Here is a 22,169-nt window from a genome sequence, read left to right as displayed (position 1 = left end):
GCATGAAGGTCCAATCGCACATCAAAGGCGATAGAGAGCGCTTGATCGAGATCAACGAGGGAATGGTGATGCCCTGCAACGAGCATGTCAATCCAGTTGCTCATGGGTTCCTCGCATGGCGGCTTAGATTCGAAAGCAACGTGGGTGAAGAGGGGCGAGCCCGTGGCCTAAGCCTCTTCTCGGTGCTGCTGTTCTGGCCTGTTGACTGGTCGGCTTCCGACATTGCGTGGGGGCACTTTGTTTATCGATGTCTCCTGCTGGATATCAAGACGGCTCGCGAATTGAACAAATCACTAAAGGGTCTTGACTACAACCGACCAAGCGACTTTGCAGCTTGGCTAGAGGTCGTTGGTCTGTGGTACCACCGGTTTGGCTCACAGACACGTCCATGGCCGGATAGCCTAAGCACCCTGCGCTTGCCCGCTGCAGTGGGCGAGCCTGGCGACATCTGCATCATCACGGCCCCTTCGGCCACATTGAGCCTGGGAACTAGCGATGAATGCTGAACATCAACTCCATACTCCATCGATCACCACGTTAGAGCGTTTCGTCTCGCCGCCGGGGCTTGACGGAAGTGACGGGGTGAATCGCCTGGCGCCTGAGCGCAAGTCTATCGATGCGGACACCGACGTCGAAGCAGTTAGGGCATGGATATCGAGCTTGAACGACGTATCGGATGTCACTGTAAGCAGCTATCGTACAGCGGCCGAGAAGCTTTTGAACTGGTCTTGCTTCGCTCGTGGAAAACCGCTTTCTTCCTTGAATGTTGCTGATTTAGAGGCGTTCGTGGAGTTTCTCGCCGCGCCATATCCACCTTTAGATTGGATCAGCAGGACCCGCGCGCGCGAGTCTCTAGATTGGCGCCCCTTTGCAGGCCCGTTATCCCAGGCGTCAGTTCGAATGGTGATCTCCGCCATGTCGTCGCTTTTCCGTTGGCTGAGTGTCGTTGGTTATGCCTCGATGCCTTCCATTTCAGGGAAAAGATGTGTTCGCGATGGTTCTGCCGACCACGGACTCGCTTTGAACATCTCGGCCGCTGGTATATCGCGAACTTTCAGTCGTGAGGCGTGGGCTTGGATCAAAGAAGTGCTGATAGGTGGTGTCGATTTTCGTACTCGTCTTACCATTGAGCTGCTGTATTTCGCGAATCTCAAATTGGAGGAGATTCGAAGACTACGGCTGGCTGATTGCGTCGCGCCGTCGTGCGATTGCGTGGCCTGGCGAGTGCAGGTCGATTCGATGACCAATTGTTTGCGATGCGTCTATGCACTGCCACCACTCGGTGATTCCCTGTCTCAGCTCTTCGAGATGCAATCAATGTCGGCAAGTACATCGTTGCTGGCATTTGAAAATCGACAAAAGTCAGAGTTACTGTTCGACAGCGGCCAGTGGATGCGTCCAACCGTCACGCGCATATTGAAACGATCTGCGGACTTGGCTGCGGCAGATGGTGACAATCAAAGCGCTAAAGAACTGCGCGATGCAACCTTGATGTACTTCCGGGGAGCCCTTGAGAGCCATTCAGGTGGAGATAGCGCGTTTGTTCTGGGATTCGTCGCAAACGCCCGAGGCTGCCGCAGCATCGCGGCCCAATACCTTCGACGTACGGTCTTGGACAACGAGGCAACGAATGCTGGCTGGATGCGCCTCGCTGAGCATTGGAGGCCCTACAGCGAGCGACTTTCTTTGGAGGCTGCGAAGGCAGGGCCAGCCAGCTTATCTCGCACGCTCAAGCGCGAATAGTCGGGGATGCTATGAACACCAATCTTGCGGCGAACATCACCACTCATATCCGCTAGGTTGATGTTGACGCAAAACCGCACGTCATCAAATCCCTAGCGGAACAGAATCATTCATTGCTAGGTTGATCTTGTCGCGGAACGGCCCTTTGAAAGGGGTGTTTCTTGTCGGACAGCTCCGGGAAGCCTGCCGAAGGACCGTAGATAGAATATTTGTTATTTAACATAATATACATCGTATCTATTTTAAAGATAGCGTCACATCGGATCGTGCCATTCCTTGTGATGGCCCACCAATCGCACGAGAAGGCGCCATGAACATCGACACCACGTCTTTGATTCGGGACATGGGAATGAACGCGGGCCTGCTGTGTTTTCTGGCCGCGTTGTACAGCATTGTCCTGAGTGGCCTGCGCCATCCCGACCTGGGCATCAGGAAGGCGCGGCAACGATGGTTGCCCTGGATCACAGGGCTCATGTTCGGAGTCATCGGCATCCTGACCATGCTCGTGCCTTTGCGGCTGGCCGAAGGCGTGATCGTTGACGCCAGGTTGGTGATGGCGGGCCTGGCCGGCGCCTATCTGTCGCCGCTGGGTGCTGTGCTGTGCGCTGTGGTGCTCGGCGCCTACCGGCTCAGCCTGGGCGGCATCGGCAGCGGCCCGGCCATGGTCGGTATTGTTTTGACCACGGGCATCGGGTGGCTCTGGCAGCGCCACAGGCCTTACTTTTCTCCGCAGCGTTTTGGAGCCTTTTCCGATGGGGTCTGGCTAATCGGACTCGGCTTGAGCCTGGCGGCCGGCGGCATGCTGGCGATACAGACCTTGCCGCCAGAGATTGCGCGAGCAGTCACGACGCGCTCCTGGATGGCTGTGGTGGTGATCTACCCCATCGGCACGGTGCTGCTGGGGTTCCTACTGGACAACACGCAAAAACTCAACCAGCGCGAAGAGACCCTGGAGCAGACAGCCGAGACCTTGAAGACCATGCTGGCCGAAGCGCGGCAGGCCGCCAGCGTTTTCGTCAACAGCAAGGACACGATTGCCATAGTGCAACCGGACGGCACCGTGCTGGATGTCAACCCGACCTACAGCAACGTGCTGGGCTACTCGCGCGAGGAGCTGATTGGCAAGTCATCTGCCGTCCTGCGCCTTGATGAAGGAGGCGAATCCACATTCCTGCGCCGCGTCGCACAGGCCATCGAGCGAGACGGCCGATGGCATGGCGAACTGGTCAGGCGCCGCAAAAATGGCGAAGCCTTTGTCTCGGAGGTCACCATCGAAGGCATCAAGGACCCGGACGGCGTCGTGCGCAAATGGGTCTCTGTGGGTAAGGATGTGACCGAGCAGCGCCGCCTGGAGCAGGCCCTGCAGCAGTTTGGCAACTACGACGCCCTCACCGGCCTGTCCAGCCGCCGCCTTTTTGCCAAGGAGCTGAATGCGACCCTCCAGAAACGCATCGAAACCAATGGCATCCTGGCCCTGTGTTTGCTGGACATCGACCAGTTCAAGGACCTCAACGAGCAATGGGGGCAGCCCCTGGCGGACCAGTTCCTTCGGGTATTTGCGCAGCGCCTGCGGGCCGAGGCGGGACCAGACAACCTCATTGGCCGCATTGGCGGCGATGAATTCGCCGTGGCACTGAAAGACTGCGCGCACACCGAGGCCGCCCTGCAGCGGCTCGAGGGCCTGCGCCAGTCGCTCGCGCGGACGGCCGTTCTGGACAATGTGCAACTGCGCCTGACCTGCAGTGCCGGGGTCACGTTCTATCCCGATGATCTGGGGGACGCTGACGGCCTGCTGCGCCATGCAGACCTGGCGCTGTATGCGGCCAAGGAACAAGGCAAGGACCGGATCGCGGTGTTCGACGTCCAGCAGGGCCAGCGGCTGCAAGCGCGCAGGCACACGGCCAAGCTGGTCGAGGACGCCCTGCTGCAAGGCGAGATGGAGCTGTTTTTTCAGCCCAAGGTCAGAATCTCGGATGGGCAGGTGATTGGTGCCGAATCCTTGATCCGGTGGCACCATCCCGAGCGAGGGCTGCTGGCGCCGGGTGCGTTTATGGACGACATTGTGGGCACCCCTGCTTCCGGCAAACTGGACTATTGGGTGCTGGACGCTGCATTCAAAGCCGGGCACACGCTCGTCACCCAGGGCTGCCCCCTGCCCTTGAGCATCAACATCGCAGTGCCCACACTGATCGACAGCCGGTTTCAGCAGGAAGTCGCGCGACTGCTCAAGCGGCACCCATCCTTGCCCCAGCCCTTTCTGGAGGTCGAGTTGCTGGAAACCGAAACCTTCAACGACCTCTCGGCCGTGGCCTATGTCATCCAGGGGCTGGACGAGCTGGGTGTGCAATGCTCCATCGACGACTTCGGCACGGGCTACTCATCGCTCACCTATCTGCAACGCCTGCCCGCACAGATCGTGAAGATCGACCAGTCCTTCGTGCGCGAGATGCTCGACAACGAGCGCGATCGTGCCCTGGTGCGCGGCATCGTGAGCCTGGCCCATGCGTTCAACCGCACCGTGGTGGCGGAAGGTGTGGAGACCACGGCCCATGCCGGGGCACTGCGCGATCTGGGGTGCGATGGCCTGCAGGGCTATGGCATTGCCAGGCCGATGCCGCTGCCGGATCTGATCCGCTGGATCCGGGCGTGGCAGCCGCCGCCGGAGTGGGTAAGAGCCCGGCAGCCGGTGCGCTGACGGTCTGCGGGGCTTCCGTCCAAACCCCGCAGAAAGCGAGAACAGGCATTGATCGCCCTTGGGCCCGCGCACTGGCGGTAACTCGAAGCTAATGCAGGTTTCCGGCTCCACCCTCCTCCCCCACCCGCTACCATCCACGCCCATGAATCCTACAAGCCCCGCCCCATTCCTCCGGTCTTCCATTCACTTTGGCCACACAGGTCGCGTCTGCATCGTTACCGGTGGCGCGCAAGGCATTGGTGAAGCCTGCGTCCGCCGCTTTGCGGTTGAAGGCGCCAAACCGGTGATCGTGGATGTGGACGATGCACGCGGCCAGGCCCTGGCTGCGGAACTGGGCGCGCTGTATGTGCGCTGCGACGTAGGCGACAAGGCGCAGGTGGATGCGCTGGTCGCCCAGGTGCTGGCCGCCCACGGGCGCATCGACGTGCTGGTGAACAACGCGGGCATCTTCCGTGCTGCGGATTTTCTGGAGGTGACCGAAGCCGACTTTGATGCCGTGCTGCGGGTCAACCTCAAGGGCTCGTTCCTCGTCGGCCAGGCCGTGGCCCGGGCCATGGTCGCATCGGGTGGCGGCTCCATTGTCAACATGAGCTCGGTCAACGGTGTGCTGACCATTCCCAATATCGCGAGCTACAACGTGAGCAAAGGCGGCGTGAACCAGCTCACACGCGTGATGGCGCTGGCGCTGGCCGACAGGAACATCCGCGTGAACGCCGTGGCGCCCGGCACCATCGCTACCGAGTTGGCCGCCAAGGCCGTGCTGACCAGCGATGAGGCCAAGAACAAAATCATGAGCCGCACACCCATGAAGCGGCTGGGCGAGCCGTCCGAGATTGCCGATGTGGTGGCCTGGCTGGCCAGCGACGCCGCCAGCTATGTGACCGGCGAGATCGTGACCGTAGATGGTGGCCGCATGACGCTGAACTACACCGTTCCGGTCTGATTCAACGAAATACTAGCAAATTGATAGCTGCTAGCGATTGATGGGTAAGCGCTAGCAGCAATTCTGGCTATATTTCTACGCCTGTGGCATGCGCCGCAGCAGGCCCGCCATGCTGCGTGGCCAACCGACCGGACCGAACCAGGCGCCACCTGCAATCGCCCAGGCGTTGACCACGCCGTACAGCACCAGCGCCACGGCTTGTGCGGCAAACACCGCCGCCAAACCACCACCCCAGCGCAGCGCCAGCCAGCCGCCAGTCACGGCCACCGCCAGGCGCGTGATGTTGCCGATGACGGGCCACAGCAGGCGCCCTGCCCCTTGCGAGGCAAAGTACAGCACCAGGCCCAGGCCGAAAAAGCCATACACCGGCCCGACGGTACGCAGATACAGCGCGCCCGCCTCCAGCATGGCGGGGTCGCTGTTGAAAAGCGACAGCCACGCATGGGGAAAGGCCGCCGCCCACAGACCAATCGCCTCGGCCATTACAAACGCCATGGCCGCGCCGATCCAGGTGGCGCGCAGGGCGCGCTCACGCTGGCCCGCGCCGATGCAGGTGCCGACCATGGCCACCAACGGCGCACCCAGGCCAAATACCAGGGGCACCAGCAGGTACTCAAGCCGCGATGCGGTTCCATACCCGGCAATGGCCGCCGTGCCAAAACCGCCGACCAGCGCCGTGGTCACTCCAATCGCCACATTGGTGGCCACGGTCGACACGGTGCCCACCAACCCGACCCGCAGGATGTCCTTGAACAGCACCCAGCGAAACCGGATGTGCGCCAGCGATGGCCGCAGCAGGCTGCGCGGCGACCACAGATAGGCGGCCAGCACCACGCTGCCGATCAGGTAGTACGCCATCAGCGCAATGGCCCCGCCGGCAATGCCCAGGCCGGGCACGGGGCCCCAGCCAAAGATCAACAACGGTGACAGCGGCACCAGCACGAAGGCGCCCAGCACCGTGACATAGGCTGGCACGGCCATGTTGCCCGTGCCCCGAATGACGGCCGAAAGCGTGTTGAACAGCCACACCAGAAACGCGCCCGCAAACACCCAGTTGGAATAGACCAGCGCCGCAGCCAGCGCGCCGCCGGTGCCGCCCATGCGGGTGTAGAGCCAGCGCCCTCCTCCCACCACGCCGACTGTAAAGATCAGCGAGAACACCGCCGCGATGACCAAGGAGTGCAGCACCAAGGCGTCGGCATCGTCCCGTCGCCGAGCGCCCAAGGCACGCGCAATGGCCGACGCAATGCCGCCGCCCATGGCACCGGCGGAAGTCATCTGCATCAGCATGACGACCGGGAATACCAGCGCCATGCCGGCCAACGCATCGGTGCCCAGCTTGCCGACAAAGTAGGTCTCGATGAGCCCGACGCCCGCTTGCGCCAGCATCACCAGCACATTGGGTGCGGCCAGGCGCAGCAGCGTGGGGGCGATGGGCGCCTCCAGCAGCATGCGGGTGCGGGGGTTCAGTGCATCGGTCACATCAAGCCCCTGCCCCATCGACCGCAGGCTTGCGCGGCACCACGATGCGCACGGTAGACAGCTGCAGCACATCGCCATGCTGGTTGCGGGTCTCACTGCGCACCGTGACCATGCCGCGATCGGGCTTGGACTTGGAGGGCTGTATCGCCAGCACCTCGCTCACCACATGCAGCACATCGGTGGCGCGCGTGGGCCGGGGCCAGCTCAGCTCGCCCCCCGCCCCGATGATGCCGCCCGCAATGGGCAGTCCGCTGGTCACCTGCAGGCGCATGGTCACGGCCGCCGTGTGCCAGCCGCTGGCGGCCAAGCCGCCAAACAGCGTGTCACGCGCGGCTGCGTCATCCAGATGAAACGGCTGCGGGTCGAACTGGGCGGCAAAGCTGGTGATCTGCGCTTCATCCATGGCGTGTTCGCCACTTTTGAACTGGTCGCCCACGGCCAGGTCGTCCAGATAGATCGGAGATTTTCCTGCCATGGAGGCGCTGCGGGCGTGGGTGTCCGTCATGTCATTGGCTTTCATTCAAGAGGATGGATGCCTTGTCGGCTCAGGCGGCGGAGGCGGCCCGGCGCGCCAATCGCGCCTCGCGGATGGGCAGATTGATCAGTGCCGCGCCCACGGCCAGCACGATGTCGATGTACCAGACCCAGTCGTAGCTGCCCGTGGCCTGGAATACGCTGCCGCCCAGGTAGGCGCCAAAAAAGCCGCCAACCTGGTGCGACAGCATCACGATACCGAACAGCATGGCCATGTTGGCCGTGCCGAACATCTTGGCCACCAGCCCAGCGGTGGGCGGCACGGTGGAGAGGAACGTCACACCCATCACGGCGGCGAAGATCAGCACCACCATGGGTGTCTTGGGCGCGAACAAGAAGACCAGCACCGCCAGGCCCCGCGTGGCGTAGAGCAGCGACAGCAATGACTTCATGCGCCAGCGCCCTACTGCCCAGCCCATGGCCAGACTGCCGACAATGTTGAACAGCCCGATGACCGCCAGCGCCCAGCCGCCCACCTCGGGCGCCAATCCACAGGCCGCAATCACCCCTGGCAGGTGCGTGGCCAGGAAGGCAACGTGAAACCCGCACACCAAAAAGCCCACCGCAAGGTACCGATAGCTGGGCGTTGCCAGCGCCTGGGCAATGGCCTCGAGCGCGGTCAACGCCTTTTGGCCGGACGCAGCCGCAGCCTGCGCCGCCAGCGCGTTGGAATTGCCCTTGAGCACCCACACCGCAGGCAGCGCCAGCAGCACCAGCACGCCCAGCCACTGCATGGCACTGGCCCAGCCCACGGCAGCGGTCAGGCTGATGGCAATGGGCGCCATCACAAACTGCCCGAACGATCCCCCCGCGTTCACGATGCCACTGGCCAGCCCGCGCTTGCTGGCGGGCACCAGCCGCGCCGTGGCCGCCATCAGCACCGACGGCCCGGCCATGCCCGCGCCGCCTGCGGCCAGCACGCCAATCGCAAAAATCAGCCCTGCCGTGGTCGTCATGTACGGCGTGATGAAAGTGCCCAGCGCCACCAGCGCCACGCCCAGCAGGATCACACGGCCCGTCCCAATGCGGTCGGCCACAGCCCCTGCAAACGGCTGCGTCAGCCCCCACCACAGCTGGCCAAACGCAAAGGCCAGGCTGATGCTGCCAATGCCCAATGCCGTGGAGGTGTTGAGCGCCGACAGGAACAGGCCCATGGTCTGACGCGTGCCCATGGTGAGTGCAAAGGCGCCAGCGGCGGCCAGCAGCACGAGCCACAGTGCCAGTGGCGCGGCGGACTTGGCTGCGACCGGAGGGGTGTCGTTATTCGTCATGCCCAGCCTCCTGCACTGGCAGTGCTGCCAGCAAATCGAGCGAGTCGTCCACCAGCGCATGCAGGGCCATCACGCGCTCCACGCCCAGCGTTTCATTCAGCGCGAGTTGCGCAGCCTTCCAGTGGCGCTGCGCCTCGGCACGTTTTTCGCGACCTGCGTCGGTGATGTGGGCCAGGCGGCTGCGAGCATCGGCGCCCGCCTCCAACGTGACCCATCCTGCATCCACCAGAGGGCGCAGGTTACGCGTCAGCGTGGACGCATCCATCTTCATGGCCACCGCCAGGTCGCCCGGGCGGATAGGCCCCAGCGTGAGCACATGCGACAGCAGCGAATACTGCGTGGTCTTGAGCCCGCACTTCGCCATTTCGGCGTCGTAGTGCGCGGCTATGCGGCGCATCAGCTGGCGCAGCTTGAAGTTGGTGCAGCCCCGTGGTAGTACGGGGGCCAGGGTGGTTGGTTCGGCTTGCATGGATTTAATTGTATCTGCAATAATTGCATATGCAACTCATGCATGTAAACCCCGCCAACAACCCGGACACCCCCATGACACAGCACAACCAACTGGAACATTGGCTTGCACAAGAGCGCGACATCCTCGCCACCCTGGACGCAGGCCCCGGCCCTGGCGTGGCCCGGCGCGAGCAGATCGCCCATCTGAACGGCCTGCAGCAGATGCAGGCCATGCTGCGCGGCGAACTGCCCTACGCCGCCATCGCCAAGACGCTGGACTTTTTGATCGTGGAAGTGGGCGAAGGCACAGCCATCTTCCAGGGCACACCCCGCGCTGAGCACCTCAACCCCATGGGCACCGTGCACGGCGGCTGGTTTGCCACCCTGCTCGACTCGGCCCTGGGCTGCTCCATCCATACGCGCATGGAACCCGGGCGCGGCTACACCACGGCCGAGCTGGGCATCAACCTGGTCAAGGCCATCACGCCCAAGGTGCAGCGTGTGCGCGCCGAAGGCCGGGTGATCCACAGCGGGCGCCAGTTGGCCACGGCCGAAGCGCGCCTCGTGGGGCCGGACGGCACGCTGTATGCCCACGCCACCACCACCTGCCTGGTTTTTGACATGCCTGCACAATCGAAGGGATGAAATTCCTCCACACGATGCTGCGCGTTGGCAACCTTCAACGCTCGATTGATTTCTACACCAACGTCCTGGGCATGCAGCTGCTGCGCCAGTCCGAGAACCCCGAGTACAAATACTCGCTGGCCTTCCTCGGTTTCGAAGGCGGCAACCCCGGCCAGGCCGAGATCGAGCTGACCTACAACTGGGGCGTGGAAAGCTACGAGATGGGCACTGCCTATGGCCACATCGCCCTGGGTGTTCCGGATGCTTACGCGGCGTGCGAGAAGATCAAGGCCTCGGGCGGCAACGTGACGCGCGAAGCGGGCCCGGTCAAAGGCGGCACGACGGTGATCGCGTTTGTGACCGACCCGGATGGCTACAAGATTGAATTGATCCAGCGCACCGAGGGGGCTGGTGGCGCAGGCTTGCGTTAACCGTCACTATTAAATAGATAGCTACTAGCGCATGATAGATAAGCGCTAGAGGCAAATTTGACTCAATAAAAAACCCGGCACTGCCGGGTTTTTTATGGAGCGACCTGCTGCAGGTCACTACGCAGGCATCAAGCGCCCAGTGCCACTTCCACGCGGCGCGCTTCGGCATTGCTGCCGGTGGCGGTGGTTTCCTCAGGCTTCTTCAGCTCGATCTTGTCTTCCGCCACGCCCAGGGCCTTGAGCGCATCGCGCACTGCAAAGGCACGTTGCTTGGCCAACTCGGCGTTCAGGGTTGCGTCACCCGTGGCGTCGTGGAAGCCGGAGATCACAGCCTTCTTGCCCTCGGCCACACCCTTGACCACGTCGGCCAGGGCTTCGTTGGCGCCAGCCGCCAGCTCGGCCTTGGCAGTGGCAAAGTAGAACTTCACCACGCCGTTTTCGACGCGCACGCTGGCGGCGTCGTCAGCGACTGCGGCCGCTGTTGCAGCTGGCGCGCTGCTTGCAACGGCCGTTGCAGCAGGCTTGGCGGCACCCGAAGCGCCCACGCGCTTGACCACCACGGTGCCGACCACCACCGAGATCACCAGCGCAATGAGTGCGAACAGGAAACCCAGGGCAAAACGTTGTTGGCTATCGTCGTCAGAACTAGACATTGGAGATTCCTGCAGTGATTAAGAAAAAGAATGGATGCTGGGGCCGTAGCGAAACCCGTAAACACAAGTCCCCAGAGCGTTAAAGCAAAGCTTTCGATTGTAGAGTGAACCCATGACGAACCTGCCCGCCCCGCTGCGAGATCCGGCCCCCATGCTGGAGCGCGCCCTGAACGAATGGGGTGGTCACGAAGACCTGTGGATCTTTGGCTACGGCTCGCTCATCTGGCGCCCGGACTTCGACTATGCCGAGCGCCGCCCGGCCAAGGTGCATGGCTGGCACCGGGCGCTCAAGATGTGGAGCCGCATCAACCGGGGCACGCCCGAATGCCCGGGCCTGGTGTTCGGCATGTTGTCGGGCGGCAGTTGCCGGGGCATGGTGTTCCGTGTGGACAAGGCGCATGCGCGGCAGGTCATGATCAACCTGTGGCAGCGAGAGATGATCACCGCCGTGTACGACCCGCGCTGGCTCACCTGCCACACCCCGCACGGCCCGGTGCGCGCGCTGGCCTTCACCCTGTCGCGCAAAAGCCCCAACCACACGGGCGAGCTGCCCGACCACGAGTACTGCCGTATTTTTGAGCAGGCCTGTGGGCGCTATGGCACCACGCGGGACTACGCCCAGGCCACGTATGACGAGCTGCGCAGGCACGGCATCCATGACCGGGCCCTGGCCCGTTTGATTGCGCTGGCCCAAAAAGAGGCATAGTGCACATCTTTGCTGGACGCGCATGGGCCCGACGGGGAGACTGCGCCTCGGTGCCAGGTTAAATACCGGGTGGTTTCATTGTTCTAAGGAGTTTGAGTCATGAAGATCCGTTTCGCTTTTGTCCTGTCATCCGTTACGGCGCTGGCCTTGGCGGGCTGTGCAGCCTATACCTCAGGGCCCAGCGCCACCGCCAAACTCGAACCCACGCGCGGCAACACCACCGCTGGCACGGTCACGTTCGTGCAGTCGGGCGACGTGGTGAAAGTGTCTGGCTCCATCACCGGCCTCAAGCCCAATGCCGAGCATGGCTTTCATGTGCATGAAAAAGGCGACTGCAGCAGCGGCGACGGCATGAGCACCGGCGGCCACTTCAACCCAGGCGGCAAATCCCACGGCCACCACGGCATGGGTGATCACCACACGGGCGACCTGCCCAGCCTCAAGGCCGATGCCAATGGTGTGGCCAGTTTCAGCTTTGAGTCGCGCACGATCCGCGTCGGCAGCACGGCCAATGACATCGTCGGCAAGGGCCTGATCGTGCACCGCGACCCGGACGACTACAAGACCCAGCCCACTGGCAACGCCGGTCCCCGTCTGGCCTGTGCGGTCATTGCCGCCAAGTCATAAACAAAGAGGCTGCTACGGGCTCCTGGGCCTGAACCGCCCCTCCCCCGCAACCCGCCCGCCAGAGATGGCGGGCGGGTTTGGTTTTTGGCAGATCAGGCCGGTGGACGGCTCGCAAGGAGGCGTTCGGCGCGCGCCAGATCCTGCACGGTGTCAATGTCCGTCACCGTGCCCTCGTCCTCCACCGCCAGGTTTTGCACCTGCCCTTGCTCAGCAAACTTGCGCACCACGCGGGCGGCACCTTGCTCGCCCGACAGGGCCAGCAGATCCGGCAAGCACTGCGCAGCAAATCCCACGGGGTGGCCGCGCTCGCCGTGAAAGAACGGCACCGTCACCGCCCTCTTCGCCACGGCCTGGGCCAGCATTTGCAGGGTGTCAGGCCGCACCAGAGGCAGATCTCCCGGCAACACCAGCCAGCCTGCCGCATGGAACGTGGCCCGCACCGCCGCCGCAATCGAATCGCCCATGCCCGGATGGCCCACATCCTCCAGGTGCCATGCCAGCCCGCTGGCGCGCACGGCGGCCAGCGTGTGCTCCAGCACCGGTACCCCCGCCAGCAATGCGCGCAGCTTGTGCACCTGCCCGCCCGATGCCACAAACCGATCGCCCCGGCCGGAGGCCAGCACCAGGACCACGGGAGACGAGGGATCGAGAGACATGGAGATAGGACCTGCGTTGGACAATGAACCGTGCGGCGCACAGCGGGCGAGATTCTAGGCCGTCCGCCGCACTGCGACGGGACTCAAGCCAGCGTATACCCGCCATCCACCACCAGGTTGTGCCCGCTCACAAAGCTGGCTGCATCCGACAGCAAAAACAGCACCGGCCCCGCCATCTCGGCCGGGGCTGCAGGGCGGCCCGACACCGAGGCTTGCAGTGTGTTGCGCATCGCATCCTCGTTGCCAAAGGCGGCCAGCGCCATCGGCGTGACCGTGGGTCCCGGGCTCACGGCGTTCACGCGGATGCCTTGCTGAAAATACTCCATCGCCGCATTGCGCGTGAGGCCCAGGGCCGCGTGTTTGCTGGCGGTATAGGCGCTGATGCCGTTGAACCCCACCTGGGACGAGATGGACAGGTTGTTCACGATGGCCCCGCCACCCGTCTTCAGCATTGCGGCAATCTGGTGCTTCATTGCGTAGAAGATGCCCAACGTGTTGGCCTGCAGCACCGCCTGCACGTCCGCTGCATTCAGGGTGTGCAAAGGGCCTGCGACCCCCAGGGCGCCTGCGTTGTTGAAGGCGCCGTCCAGGCGGCCAAAGTGCTGCACTGTGGCCTCGACACTGCGCTGGACGCTGGCCTCATCGGTCACGTCCAGGGCCATCACCCAGGCCTGTCCACCGGCGGCACGTACCCGCTCGGCCACCGCTTCGCATTCGGCCGTGCGGCGCGCGGCCAGCACCACATTGGCTTTGTGGCGCCCAAGCGCCACGGCGGTTTCGGCGCCAATGCCCGAAGACGCTCCGCTCACCAGATAAGTTTTTCCGGCCAGATTCCACTCGCTGTTTTGCATGTTTTCTCCTGTGGTGTTGCAAATCAGCGGGAAGCTTATTGTTGAAAATGGAATATATAAATGGCCTGAAAATGCACACATCAATGAACTAATTTCAACAATGAGCCTGGACCTCGCAGATCTCAAACTCCTGAGCACCATCGCCCGCCACCTGAACTTTCGGGCCGCCGCGCAAGAGCTGGGCCTTTCAGCCTCGGCCATCAGCCATGCCGTGCGTTCGCTGGAGGAGCGGCTGGGCGTGCGCATGTTCAGCCGCACCACGCGCAGCGTGGCGCTGACGCCAGCCGGGCGCCAGTTGCTCGATCGTGTAGGGCCCGCCTTGCAGGACATTGCTGCGGCCATCGACGACATCAACGTGTTTCGCGACACCCCGCAGGGCCTGCTGCGCATCAATGCACCGCGCTCGGCGGGCGATTTGGTGCTGGGGCCGCTGATTGCACAGTTTCTGGCGCAGCACCCGCAGGCTGAGGTCGAGTTGGTGCTGGACGACGGGTTGGTCGACATCGTCGAAGGTGGCTTTGACGCAGGCGTACGCTACGGAGAACGCCTGCAGCAGGACATGGTGGCCCTGCCATTGGGGCCGCAGCAGCAGCTGATGGTGGTGGCGTCCCCTGCCCTGATCGCGGGGGTGGGTGCGCCGCGCAATCCGCGCGATCTGATGCAGATGCCCTGCGTGCGCATCCGCTTTCCGAGCGGAGCGCGCTATGCGTGGGAGTTTGAAAAGGCCGGCGAAAAGATCGCGGTGGATGTGCAAGGCCGCCTGACCGTGGGCGACATGCCGCTCATCCTGCAGGCGGCCTTGGCGGGCGTGGGGTTTGCGTACCTGTACGAACCCTACGCCCGCGAGGCCCTGGCCAGCGGCGCGCTGGTGAGCGTGCTGGACGACTGGTGCCCACCCATCCCGGGCTTCTACCTGTACTACCCCAGCCGCAGGCAGCCCACGGCCACCCTGCGGGCGTTTCTGGAGCTGGTCAAGATGGCCGCTGCATCAGAAGCACCCGGGGGGTGAGGCACCCGCCCCCCGGATGCACGCTGCACTCAAGCCAGCTTGAACGGCAGCTCGCGCGGCGTTTTGCCCGTTAGTTGGGCAATGGCATTCGCAAACGCAGGTGCCAGCGGCGGCAACCCAGGCTCGCCCATGCCCTTCGGTGGATCAGCGCTCGGCACAATGTGCACCGTCACCTGGGGCATGTCGGTGATGCGCGGCACGGCAAAGTCGCCAAAATTGCTCTGCTCCACCACGCCATCCTTCAGCGTGATGGCGCCGCCGGGCAGGCACATCGACAGGCCCATCAGAGCCGCGCCCTGCACCTGGGCTTCCACGCTTTTGGGGTTGACCACCAGATTGCAATGCACGCCGGCCGTGATGCTGTGCAGCTTGGGTGTGCCGTCCTTGACGGACGCCTCGACCACATAGGCCACCACCGATTCAAATGACTCATGCACGGCTACGCCCCAGGCGCGGCCGGGGGCCAGCTTCTTCTTGCCATAGCCCGACTGGGCCACGGCCAGTTGCAGCGCGGCCTTGTGACGCGGGTGTTTGTCGCCCATCAGGGCCATGCGGTAGGCCACGGGGTCTTGTTTGGTGGTGCGTGCGACTTCGTCGATGAGGGTTTCCATGGCGTAGGCCGTGTGGGTGGAGCCCACACTGCGCCACCACAACACCGGCACATTCACATCCGGGTGGTGCACCGACAGTTTCATGGGCACGTTGTACGGCTCCTTCATGCCCTCCACAGCCGTGGCATCGATACCGTTTTTGACCATGAAGGCCTCGAACGGCGATCCCTTGGTGATGGATTGGCCGACGATGGTGTGGTCCCACGCCAGGATCTTGCCCTGGGCGTCGAACCCGATCTCGGCGCGGTGCACGTGCATGGGGCGGTAGTAGCCGCCCTTGATGTCGTCCTCGCGGCTCCACAGCGTGCGCACCGGGGCGGTGATGCCCGCTGTGCGCGCCGCCTTGGCCACGCCGCAGGCCTCCACCACGTAGTCGCTGGTGGGAATGGCGCGGCGGCCAAAGCCGCCACCGGCCATCTGGGTGTTCACCTTGATGTTCTGCGGCTGCAGGCCCAGCGTCTTGGCGGCGGCCATCGCGTCCAGGCCGGGCATCTGGGTGCCCATCCAGAGCTCGGCCTTGTCACCATCCAGCTTCACCGTGCAGTTGAGCGGCTCCATGGGTGCGTGCGCCAGGTAGGGGAAGACGAACTCGGCGCTGATCTTGTGCGCAGCGCTTGCCAGCGGCGCCATGTCGGCCTGCATGGCCACGTTGCCAGGCTTGGTGGCCAGCTCGCGGTACTGGGCCAGCAGTGCCGTGGTGTCGGGCTTGCCCACCGCGCTGGTGTCCCATTCCACCTTCAGCGCATCGCGGCCCTGCTTGGCGGGCCAGTAACCATCGGCCACGATGGCCACGCCCTCGCCGCCCCGGTCAGTGGGCACGCGCAGCACGGCCTTCACGCCCTTGATGGCCTTGGCGGCACTGTCGTCCAGCGACTTCAGCTTGGCGCCGAACACGGGTGGGCGCGCCACCACGGCCGTCAGCATGCCGGGCAGGCGCACGTCAATGCCGTAGTCCTGCTGGCCGCTCGACTTGGCCTTGGCGTCGAGCCGGCCCGTGGGCTTGCCGATGAGGCGGAACTGCTTGGGGTCCTTCAAGGTGACCTTTTCGGGCACGGGCTGCTTCATGGCCGCTTCGGCCAGCGCGCCGTAGCCCAGCTTCTTGCCCCCGGGGCCGACGACGAAGCCGTTGCTGGTGCGCAGTGCCGAGGCATCCACGCCCCACTGTGCCGCAGCGGCCGAGACCAGCATGGCCCGGGTGCGAGCGCCCAGTTCGCGGTACTGGGTGTAGGAGTTTTTGATGGAGTTGGAGCCGCCCGTAAGGTGCATGCCCATCATCGGGTCGGCGTAGGCTTGGTTGGCGTCGCCATGCACGCTGCGCACCTTGCTCCAGTCGGCATCCAGCTCTTCGGCCAGGATCATGGGCAGGCCGGTCTGCACGCCCTGGCCAAAGTCCAGGCGGTTGATGGTGACGGTGACCGTGCCATCGGCGTCGATGCGGACAAAGGCTGAAGGCTGCTCGAACGGCTTGAGGCCTGCGGCCGCTGCCCCGGCGCCCTGCGCGCTGGCCACCAGCGGAAACGCACCCAGCGCAAAACCGGATGCCGCAGACACCTTGAGGAACGTGCGGCGTGCTACGCCTTCGTGGGAGGCGGCGTCCGATTCTGTGTTGGTAGCGCCTTGCGCCTGATTCATAAGCGCTACCAGGCCTTTTGGCATGTGGGCGCGGGCGGTTTGAGCGTCGAAATGCATAGTGTTCTCCTGCTCGGTGTTCTTAGGCCAGAGTCTTGGCAGCGTCATGGATGGCCGCGCGGATGCGCACGTAGGTGCCGCAGCGGCACACATTGCCCGCCATGGCAGCGTCAATGTCGGCGTCGGTGGGTTTTTTCTTGCCCTGTAGCAGTGCGGTGGCGCTCATGATCTGGCCGCTTTGGCAGTAGCCACACTGGGCCACGTCGTGCTTGACCCAGGCGGCGTGCACGGCCTTGCCCACCTTGTCATTGGTGGTCACCGCCTCGATGGTGGTGATCTTCTGGCCTACCGCCGCCGAAATGGGCGTGATGCACGAACGAATGGGCGCACCGTTCAGATGCACCGTGCAGGCCCCGCACAAAGCCTGGCCGCAGCCAAACTTGGTGCCGGTCATGCCCAGCGTGTCGCGCAGGGCCCAGAGGATGGGGGTGGATTCATCGGCATCCACAGCCGTGTCTTTGCCATTGATGTTGAGGGTGGGCATCGTGGGGTTCTCCGTGGGGAAGGTGTTGTTGTTTGGTGGGAGGCGGTTGAACAGAGCGGGATGGTGTCAGCGACGCCATCGGCCATGAAACGGTTGGAGCGTGGTGAGTGGCATTTTTAAGAGAATACAAATTCGATTAAAAGATCAACCTCAGGTAGACAAATTCATCGCAATCTCCTGCTCAGGCCTTCAGGGCGTCCCAGCACAGCCCAAAAGCCATCTGGTGCACGGCCTCCTCATCGGGCAGCACCTTGGTGCGGATCAGGTTGCCCGTCTCGCGCACCGACCCCACCAGGCTGGCCGTGAGCAGCGGGATGGGCACGGCCTTCAGGATCTCTTGCAGCTGGCCTTCTTCCATCAACGCAAAAAAACCGGCCATCAAACGGGTCGAGAACTCGCGGTTGCCCTCGGTGAACCAGGGCGAGTTGTAGTACTGCTCCTGGAACACCACCTCGGCATACTGGTCCAGCCGGTGGCGCAGCAGGTTGCCCCAGGCGCGCCGCACGCGGGCGCGGTAGGGCATGCCGGGCACGACGCCCTCCATGATGCGCGCGGCCGTGACCGTCTTGGCATCCTGGTAAAGCTGGCTGATGAGTTCATCCTTGGACGGGTAGTACACATACAGCGTACTGGTGGCAATGCCCGCCGCGCGGGCGATATCGGCCAGGGTCAGGCCGCTCAGGCCCGTCTGGGCCACCAGCTCGAAGGTGGCCTGGGCAATGGCGCGCTGCTTTTCGTCGTCTTTGGGCTTCATCGGGGGGCAATATAAGCGAATAGTTATTCGACGACAACCGGGGCCACCGAAGACCCCACGTTACCTAGATCCCGCCCGGCCGTCGCCCTCTTTAGAGCGTGCCCGCCGTGGCTGGCAACCGTCCTGCCCTCGCATGCACAATTGGCCCATGACCACCTCCATCGCCGACCTTCGCAAGAGCTACGAGCGCGCCGAACTCAACGAAGACGCCTCGCACGCCGCCCCCCTGCAGCAGTTTGACCAGTGGCTCAAAGAAGCCATCAGTGCCGAAGTGCCCGAGCCCAACGCCATGACCCTGGCCACCGTGGGCAGCGACCTGCGCCCCAGCACCCGCATCGTGCTGATCAAGGGCTATGACGAGCGCGGCATCGTCTGGTTTACCAACTACGACAGCCGCAAGGGCCGCCAGATTGCTGGTAACCCCTACGCAGCCCTGCAGTTCCACTGGGTAGAGCTGGAACGTGTGGTGCGCATCGAGGGCGTGGTGGAAAAGGTCAGTGACGAAGAAAGCGACGAATACTTTGCCAGCCGCCCGCTGGATTCGCGCATCGGCGCCTGGGCCAGCCCGCAAAGCCAGGTCATTTCTGGCCGGGGCGTGCTGGTGGCCAACGCCGCCAAATACGGCGCGCAGTTCATGCTGAAACCAACCCGCCCGCCCCACTGGGGCGGGTATCGCCTCAAGCCTGATCAGTGGGAGTTCTGGCAGGGGCGCAAAAGCCGGTTGCATGACCGGTTGCGGTATCGGATGGATGGGGGGGAGTGGGTACGGGAGCGGCTGGCGCCCTGACTGGGGCCCACCCAGGGACAACAACAGACCTGCAAGAGGCCAACGATGTTTTCGCACATCTTCATCGGCGTCACCGACTTCGACCGCGCGCTGGCGTTCTACCAGCCCGTGATGGCAGCGCTGGGCATCGCGCCGCGTTTTGTGGATACCGCCCACCCTTGGGCCGGATGGCAAAGCCACCCCAACCCGCGCCCCCTTTTTCTCATCGGTCGTCCTTTTGAAGGCGAACACGCACCGGGCAACGGCCAGATGACCGCCTTTGCTGCCAGCACCCGCGCGCAGGTGGATGCAGTGCACGCTGCGGCCCTGGCAAACGGCGGGCATTGCGAAGGGCCACCTGGCCTGAGGCCGCAGTACCACGCCAACTACTACGGCGCGTATTTCCGAGATCCGGATGGGAACAAGCTCTGCGTGGCGTGCCACGACCCCCAAGACGCCTGAGCCCAAGGCACTTCGTCGTATCTTTTCTTCACGTCGCGGCGCCCCATGAGCATCTCTTGTCCTCAAGAGCCTGCGACTTGGAAAAGCCTTTGGCAGATAGAAATTATGATGGTCATCATAATTCGTGATACAGTGAGGGCATGAAGAACGCAGCCCCATCACGCAAAGAGCTAAGCCATGAGCGCATCGTGGCGGCGGCGGCGCGTGCCATCAGGCGCAATGGATTCAGCGGAGCGGGCGTTGCGGACATCATGAAGGACGCAGGCCTCACGCATGGTGGCTTCTATTCCCACTTCCCTTCTCGGGAGGCGATGCTTGCGGAAGCCACAGACAGAGCGGGCGCAGAAACCGTTGGGCTCGCCGAGTCTGCAGCTGCGTCGGTTCCAGCCGATCAAGCGCTGGAGGCTATGCTGGGGGCCTATTTGTCGGAACAGCATATCAACAATCCGGATGTTGGTTGCCCTATGGCAGCCCTCAGTTCGGAGCTGGCCCGCCAAGCCCCCGAGGTGCGGCGTGCAGCCACCCGGCGAATGAAAGAAATGGTGGATGTGATCGCACGACAGTTGCCCACCTGGGGAACACCAGAAGCCCACGAGCGAGCACTTTTTCTGGTTGCCACCATGGTGGGAGCCGTTTCCCTGGCGCGCGCCGTAGACGATCCTTCGCTGGCTGGAAGGCTCAGCAAAGCTGCTTTCAAGTACGCCCGCTCCAGTGGCGAAGAGTCGAAAAAATAGCTTCCATTTTTTTGGGCTTAAATTATGATTGTCATCATATTAAAACTGGAATGAAGTGGAAAATTCTCAAATCAGCCTATCGAGAGCTTGATCTCCAACTAGTTTCGGTGTTCTTGTTTGTACAAAAATATGATGATTATCATGCATTCTATCCGCAGTCGAACCTTGAAAGGCCCCATTGATTGCCTTGACCACCAACCCTTCCACCGCAAACCACGCTGAGTGACTCGCCGAAAAGCCTGGCATTCAGCATTTTTCCGAGGCGCCTGAGCCTCATTTCCTAGGAGATACCTACCATGAACACCTTCTCTCGCTTTCTCTCCGTTGCAGTAGTCGCAACGCTCACCTCAGTCGGCGCACAGGCTGCTGAGTTGGACCCGGCGCAATTTGCCACCCAGTTTGAGGGCAACCGCACGCGGGCTGAGGTCGCCGCAGAAGCTGCACAAGTACCCATGACCCGAAGCCAGATCCCTTCGGGCTCCAAAGCCGAGTCTTACAAGTCTGTGGCTGACCGCGCAGCCATTCGGGCACAGGCGGCAGATGCAGTCCGTACTGGCCAGATCTCCTCTGGCGAGACTGGCGCGCGCTAACTTGACGAAGGTGATGCGGTCCTTGTCTCGATCTGAAATATGACGAAAATCATATAAACACAATTTGACCGTCGCCAGTGGGCCGTTCACCAATCTGGATACGCCAGGAGTAAGGAAAACCATGAAAGCATTTGTCATTGATCGCTACAGCAAAAGAGGGGATCTTCGATTGGCCGAGCTGCCAACCCCGGAGCTGCGCGACGACGAAGTCCTGGTCCAGGTCCACGCTGCGGGTGTGAATCTTCTGGACTCGAAGATACGCAGTGGAGAGTTCAAGCTCATCCTGCCTTACAAACTGCCCCTCGTCTTGGGCCACGACGTGGCTGGTGTTGTCACCCAGGTGGGCCCCCGCGTGCGGCAGTTCAAAGTGGGTGATGAGGTCTACGCACGGCCGGACGACTTTCGCATCGGTACGTTTGCTGAATTTGTGCCGGTGAAAGAGGCCTCGCTGGCGCTCAAGCCGAAGAACATCACCATGGAAGAAGCTGCGTCCCTTCCCTTGGTGGCGCTGACGGCCTGGCAGGCGCTGGTCGAGAAGGCCCAAATCAAAAAGGGCCAGAAGGTCTTTATCCAGGCGGGCTCTGGCGGCGTGGGGACCTTTGCCATCCAGCTGGCCAAGCATCTTGGTGCCACGGTGGCCACGACCACCAGCACGGCCAATGCCGCACTGGTGAAGGCCCTGGGAGCCGACGTCGCGGTGGACTACAAGACGCAGGATTTTGAGGACGTATTGCGCGACTACGACGTCGTACTGAACAGCCAGGACGGCAAGACCCTCGAAAAATCCCTGCGTGTGCTCAAGGGCGGTGGAAAGCTCATTTCCATTTCCGGTCCGCCAGATCCGGATTTCGCAAACGCGATCAAGGCGCCCTGGTTCTTGAAGCTGATCGTGCGGCTGCTGAGTGCGGGCGTCAGGCGCAGGGCGTTGGCGCGCCGGGTCGGCTATTCGTTCCTCTTCATGAGGGCCACTGGGAGCCAGCTGCGCGAGATCACGCGCCTGGTGGAGGCCGGGGTGATACGGCCTGTGGTGGACCGGGTCTTCTCGTTTGAGTCCACCAACGACGCACTGGCCTATGTCGAATCCGGCCGCGCCAAAGGCAAGGTCGTGATCAAGGTCCGGTAGTCACCCAAAAAGCCAATCAGAGCAAAGCCAAGCAGGGCCCAAGGCAGACATGGCCCGCCTGGCTTGGCTTTGCCCTGCGCAACGAAATCTTGATTTTTGAACTGGAGTTTTTTATGAAGATCGAAAACGCTGTAGCCCTCGTGACGGGCGCCAACCGTGGCATTGGGCTGGCCTTTGCGGGGTGATCTCACTTTCCGTGCAGAAAACCCGGTTAAGAGCTACGGGTTAACCCGCACTTTTTTATTGTCTGGAATTATCAGTAGCGAATACGTAGACTGCAG

24 protein-coding genes are annotated in these 22,169 nt (G+C 62.9%); 14 read left to right on the top strand and 10 right to left on the bottom strand.

Annotation, left to right across the window (positions count from 1 at the left end; genetic code table 11):
- Window positions 1-2 precede the first annotated feature (2 nt).
- The 4 genes from AC2YJX_RS01300 to AC2YJX_RS01285 all read left to right on the top strand — a co-directional run bounded on the left by AC2YJX_RS01300 (window position 3) and on the right by AC2YJX_RS01285 (window position 5,381).
- The gene (locus AC2YJX_RS01300) at window positions 3-506 is read left to right on the top strand and encodes a hypothetical protein (RefSeq protein WP_487255034.1); all 504 of its coding nucleotides are present in this window, start codon (window positions 3-5) and stop codon (window positions 504-506) included.
- A complete protein-coding gene (locus tag AC2YJX_RS01295) occupies window positions 496-1,743 on the top strand; it encodes a hypothetical protein (protein WP_487255033.1) in 1,248 nt (415 codons plus the stop codon). The genes AC2YJX_RS01300 and AC2YJX_RS01295 overlap by 11 nt, the downstream gene beginning before the upstream one ends.
- 310 nt (window positions 1,744-2,053) lie before the next feature.
- Window positions 2,054-4,438: an EAL domain-containing protein gene (locus tag AC2YJX_RS01290; protein ID WP_487255032.1), complete on the top strand. Its 2,385-nt coding sequence runs from the start codon at window positions 2,054-2,056 to the stop codon at window positions 4,436-4,438.
- 142 nt (window positions 4,439-4,580) lie between these two features.
- The gene (locus AC2YJX_RS01285) at window positions 4,581-5,381 is read left to right on the top strand and encodes an SDR family NAD(P)-dependent oxidoreductase (protein ID WP_487255031.1); all 801 of its coding nucleotides are present in this window, start codon (window positions 4,581-4,583) and stop codon (window positions 5,379-5,381) included.
- Between the two features lie 75 nt (window positions 5,382-5,456).
- Here AC2YJX_RS01285 and AC2YJX_RS01280 read toward each other — a convergent pair whose 3' ends face one another.
- The 4 genes from AC2YJX_RS01280 to AC2YJX_RS01265 are packed head-to-tail and all read right to left on the bottom strand — an operon-like array spanning window position 5,457 to window position 9,137.
- Window positions 5,457-6,881, bottom strand: a complete 1,425-nt coding sequence (locus AC2YJX_RS01280; protein ID WP_487255030.1) for an MATE family efflux transporter — start codon at window positions 6,879-6,881, stop codon at window positions 5,457-5,459.
- Window positions 6,865-7,368 carry a MaoC family dehydratase gene (locus AC2YJX_RS01275; RefSeq protein WP_487255029.1) on the bottom strand — a complete coding sequence of 168 codons (504 nt, stop codon included), beginning with the start codon at window positions 7,366-7,368 and terminating at the stop codon, window positions 6,865-6,867. The genes AC2YJX_RS01280 and AC2YJX_RS01275 overlap by 17 nt, the downstream gene beginning before the upstream one ends.
- A gap of 40 nt (window positions 7,369-7,408) precedes the next feature.
- Window positions 7,409-8,668, bottom strand: coding sequence for an MFS transporter (locus AC2YJX_RS01270; RefSeq protein WP_487255028.1), 1,260 nt, complete (start codon window positions 8,666-8,668; stop codon window positions 7,409-7,411).
- The gene (locus tag AC2YJX_RS01265) at window positions 8,658-9,137 is read right to left on the bottom strand and encodes a MarR family winged helix-turn-helix transcriptional regulator (RefSeq protein WP_121420191.1); all 480 of its coding nucleotides are present in this window, start codon (window positions 9,135-9,137) and stop codon (window positions 8,658-8,660) included. The genes AC2YJX_RS01270 and AC2YJX_RS01265 overlap by 11 nt, the downstream gene beginning before the upstream one ends.
- Window positions 9,138-9,211: 74 nt before the next feature.
- Between AC2YJX_RS01265 and AC2YJX_RS01260 the strand changes: the two genes are divergently transcribed.
- On the top strand, window positions 9,212-9,763 hold the full coding sequence (locus tag AC2YJX_RS01260) for a PaaI family thioesterase (RefSeq protein WP_121508683.1): 552 nt from the start codon (window positions 9,212-9,214) through the stop codon (window positions 9,761-9,763).
- Window positions 9,760-10,173 (top strand): lactoylglutathione lyase, encoded by a 414-nt coding sequence (gloA, locus tag AC2YJX_RS01255; protein ID WP_121420190.1) that lies wholly within the window; start codon window positions 9,760-9,762, stop codon window positions 10,171-10,173. The genes AC2YJX_RS01260 and gloA overlap by 4 nt, the downstream gene beginning before the upstream one ends.
- A gap of 128 nt (window positions 10,174-10,301) precedes the next feature.
- On the opposite strand, the gene AC2YJX_RS01250 is transcribed toward gloA, so the two are convergent.
- Window positions 10,302-10,826 (bottom strand): OmpA family protein, encoded by a 525-nt coding sequence (locus AC2YJX_RS01250; RefSeq protein WP_487255027.1) that lies wholly within the window; start codon window positions 10,824-10,826, stop codon window positions 10,302-10,304.
- A gap of 112 nt (window positions 10,827-10,938) precedes the next feature.
- Here AC2YJX_RS01250 and AC2YJX_RS01245 point away from each other — a divergent pair, with 112 nt between their 5' ends.
- Window positions 10,939-11,532, top strand: coding sequence for a gamma-glutamylcyclotransferase (locus AC2YJX_RS01245; protein ID WP_218301106.1), 594 nt, complete (start codon window positions 10,939-10,941; stop codon window positions 11,530-11,532).
- Between the two features lie 99 nt (window positions 11,533-11,631).
- Window positions 11,632-12,159, top strand: coding sequence for a superoxide dismutase family protein (locus tag AC2YJX_RS01240; protein WP_487255026.1), 528 nt, complete (start codon window positions 11,632-11,634; stop codon window positions 12,157-12,159).
- 92 nt (window positions 12,160-12,251) lie between these two features.
- Here the strand turns inward: AC2YJX_RS01240 and AC2YJX_RS01235 are convergent, their stop codons facing one another.
- Complete coding sequence (locus AC2YJX_RS01235; protein WP_436129283.1) at window positions 12,252-12,815, bottom strand: nucleotidyltransferase family protein; 564 nt, start codon at window positions 12,813-12,815, stop codon at window positions 12,252-12,254.
- Window positions 12,816-12,898: 83 nt separating this feature from the next.
- Complete coding sequence (locus AC2YJX_RS01230; protein WP_228895372.1) at window positions 12,899-13,666, bottom strand: SDR family NAD(P)-dependent oxidoreductase; 768 nt, start codon at window positions 13,664-13,666, stop codon at window positions 12,899-12,901.
- 100 nt (window positions 13,667-13,766) lie between these two features.
- Here AC2YJX_RS01230 and AC2YJX_RS01225 point away from each other — a divergent pair, with 100 nt between their 5' ends.
- The gene (locus AC2YJX_RS01225) at window positions 13,767-14,675 is read left to right on the top strand and encodes a LysR family transcriptional regulator (RefSeq protein WP_487255025.1); all 909 of its coding nucleotides are present in this window, start codon (window positions 13,767-13,769) and stop codon (window positions 14,673-14,675) included.
- 29 nt (window positions 14,676-14,704) lie between these two features.
- Here the strand turns inward: AC2YJX_RS01225 and AC2YJX_RS01220 are convergent, their stop codons facing one another.
- The 3 genes from AC2YJX_RS01220 to AC2YJX_RS01210 form a co-directional block, all read right to left on the bottom strand.
- Window positions 14,705-16,975, bottom strand: a complete 2,271-nt coding sequence (locus AC2YJX_RS01220; protein ID WP_487255024.1) for a xanthine dehydrogenase family protein molybdopterin-binding subunit — start codon at window positions 16,973-16,975, stop codon at window positions 14,705-14,707.
- Window positions 16,976-16,997: 22 nt separating this feature from the next.
- Window positions 16,998-17,459 (bottom strand): (2Fe-2S)-binding protein, encoded by a 462-nt coding sequence (locus AC2YJX_RS01215; protein WP_487255023.1) that lies wholly within the window; start codon window positions 17,457-17,459, stop codon window positions 16,998-17,000.
- Between the two features lie 181 nt (window positions 17,460-17,640).
- A complete protein-coding gene (locus tag AC2YJX_RS01210) occupies window positions 17,641-18,213 on the bottom strand; it encodes a TetR/AcrR family transcriptional regulator (RefSeq protein ID WP_487255022.1) in 573 nt (190 codons plus the stop codon).
- A gap of 133 nt (window positions 18,214-18,346) precedes the next feature.
- On the opposite strand from AC2YJX_RS01210, the gene pdxH reads away from it, so the two are divergent.
- From pdxH to AC2YJX_RS01185, 5 genes are all read left to right on the top strand, one after another.
- Window positions 18,347-19,000, top strand: coding sequence for a pyridoxamine 5'-phosphate oxidase (gene pdxH, locus AC2YJX_RS01205; protein WP_487255021.1), 654 nt, complete (start codon window positions 18,347-18,349; stop codon window positions 18,998-19,000).
- A 45-nt stretch (window positions 19,001-19,045) separates the two neighbouring features.
- Entirely contained in the window at window positions 19,046-19,441 is a 396-nt protein-coding gene (locus tag AC2YJX_RS01200) for a VOC family protein (RefSeq protein ID WP_121420178.1), read from the top strand.
- A 140-nt stretch (window positions 19,442-19,581) separates the two neighbouring features.
- Window positions 19,582-20,175: a TetR/AcrR family transcriptional regulator gene (locus AC2YJX_RS01195; RefSeq protein WP_487255020.1), complete on the top strand. Its 594-nt coding sequence runs from the start codon at window positions 19,582-19,584 to the stop codon at window positions 20,173-20,175.
- Window positions 20,176-20,471: 296 nt separating this feature from the next.
- Window positions 20,472-20,765 (top strand): hypothetical protein, encoded by a 294-nt coding sequence (locus tag AC2YJX_RS01190; protein WP_487255019.1) that lies wholly within the window; start codon window positions 20,472-20,474, stop codon window positions 20,763-20,765.
- Window positions 20,766-20,886: 121 nt separating this feature from the next.
- Window positions 20,887-21,888, top strand: coding sequence for an NADP-dependent oxidoreductase (locus AC2YJX_RS01185; protein ID WP_487255018.1), 1,002 nt, complete (start codon window positions 20,887-20,889; stop codon window positions 21,886-21,888).
- The last annotated feature ends 281 nt before the right edge of the window (window positions 21,889-22,169 follow it).

The sequence above is a fragment of the Acidovorax sp. SRI_002 genome, assembly GCF_057586455.1.
Note: the sequence above shows the minus strand (reverse complement) of the source record. Positions and strands in the feature narration are given on the sequence as shown.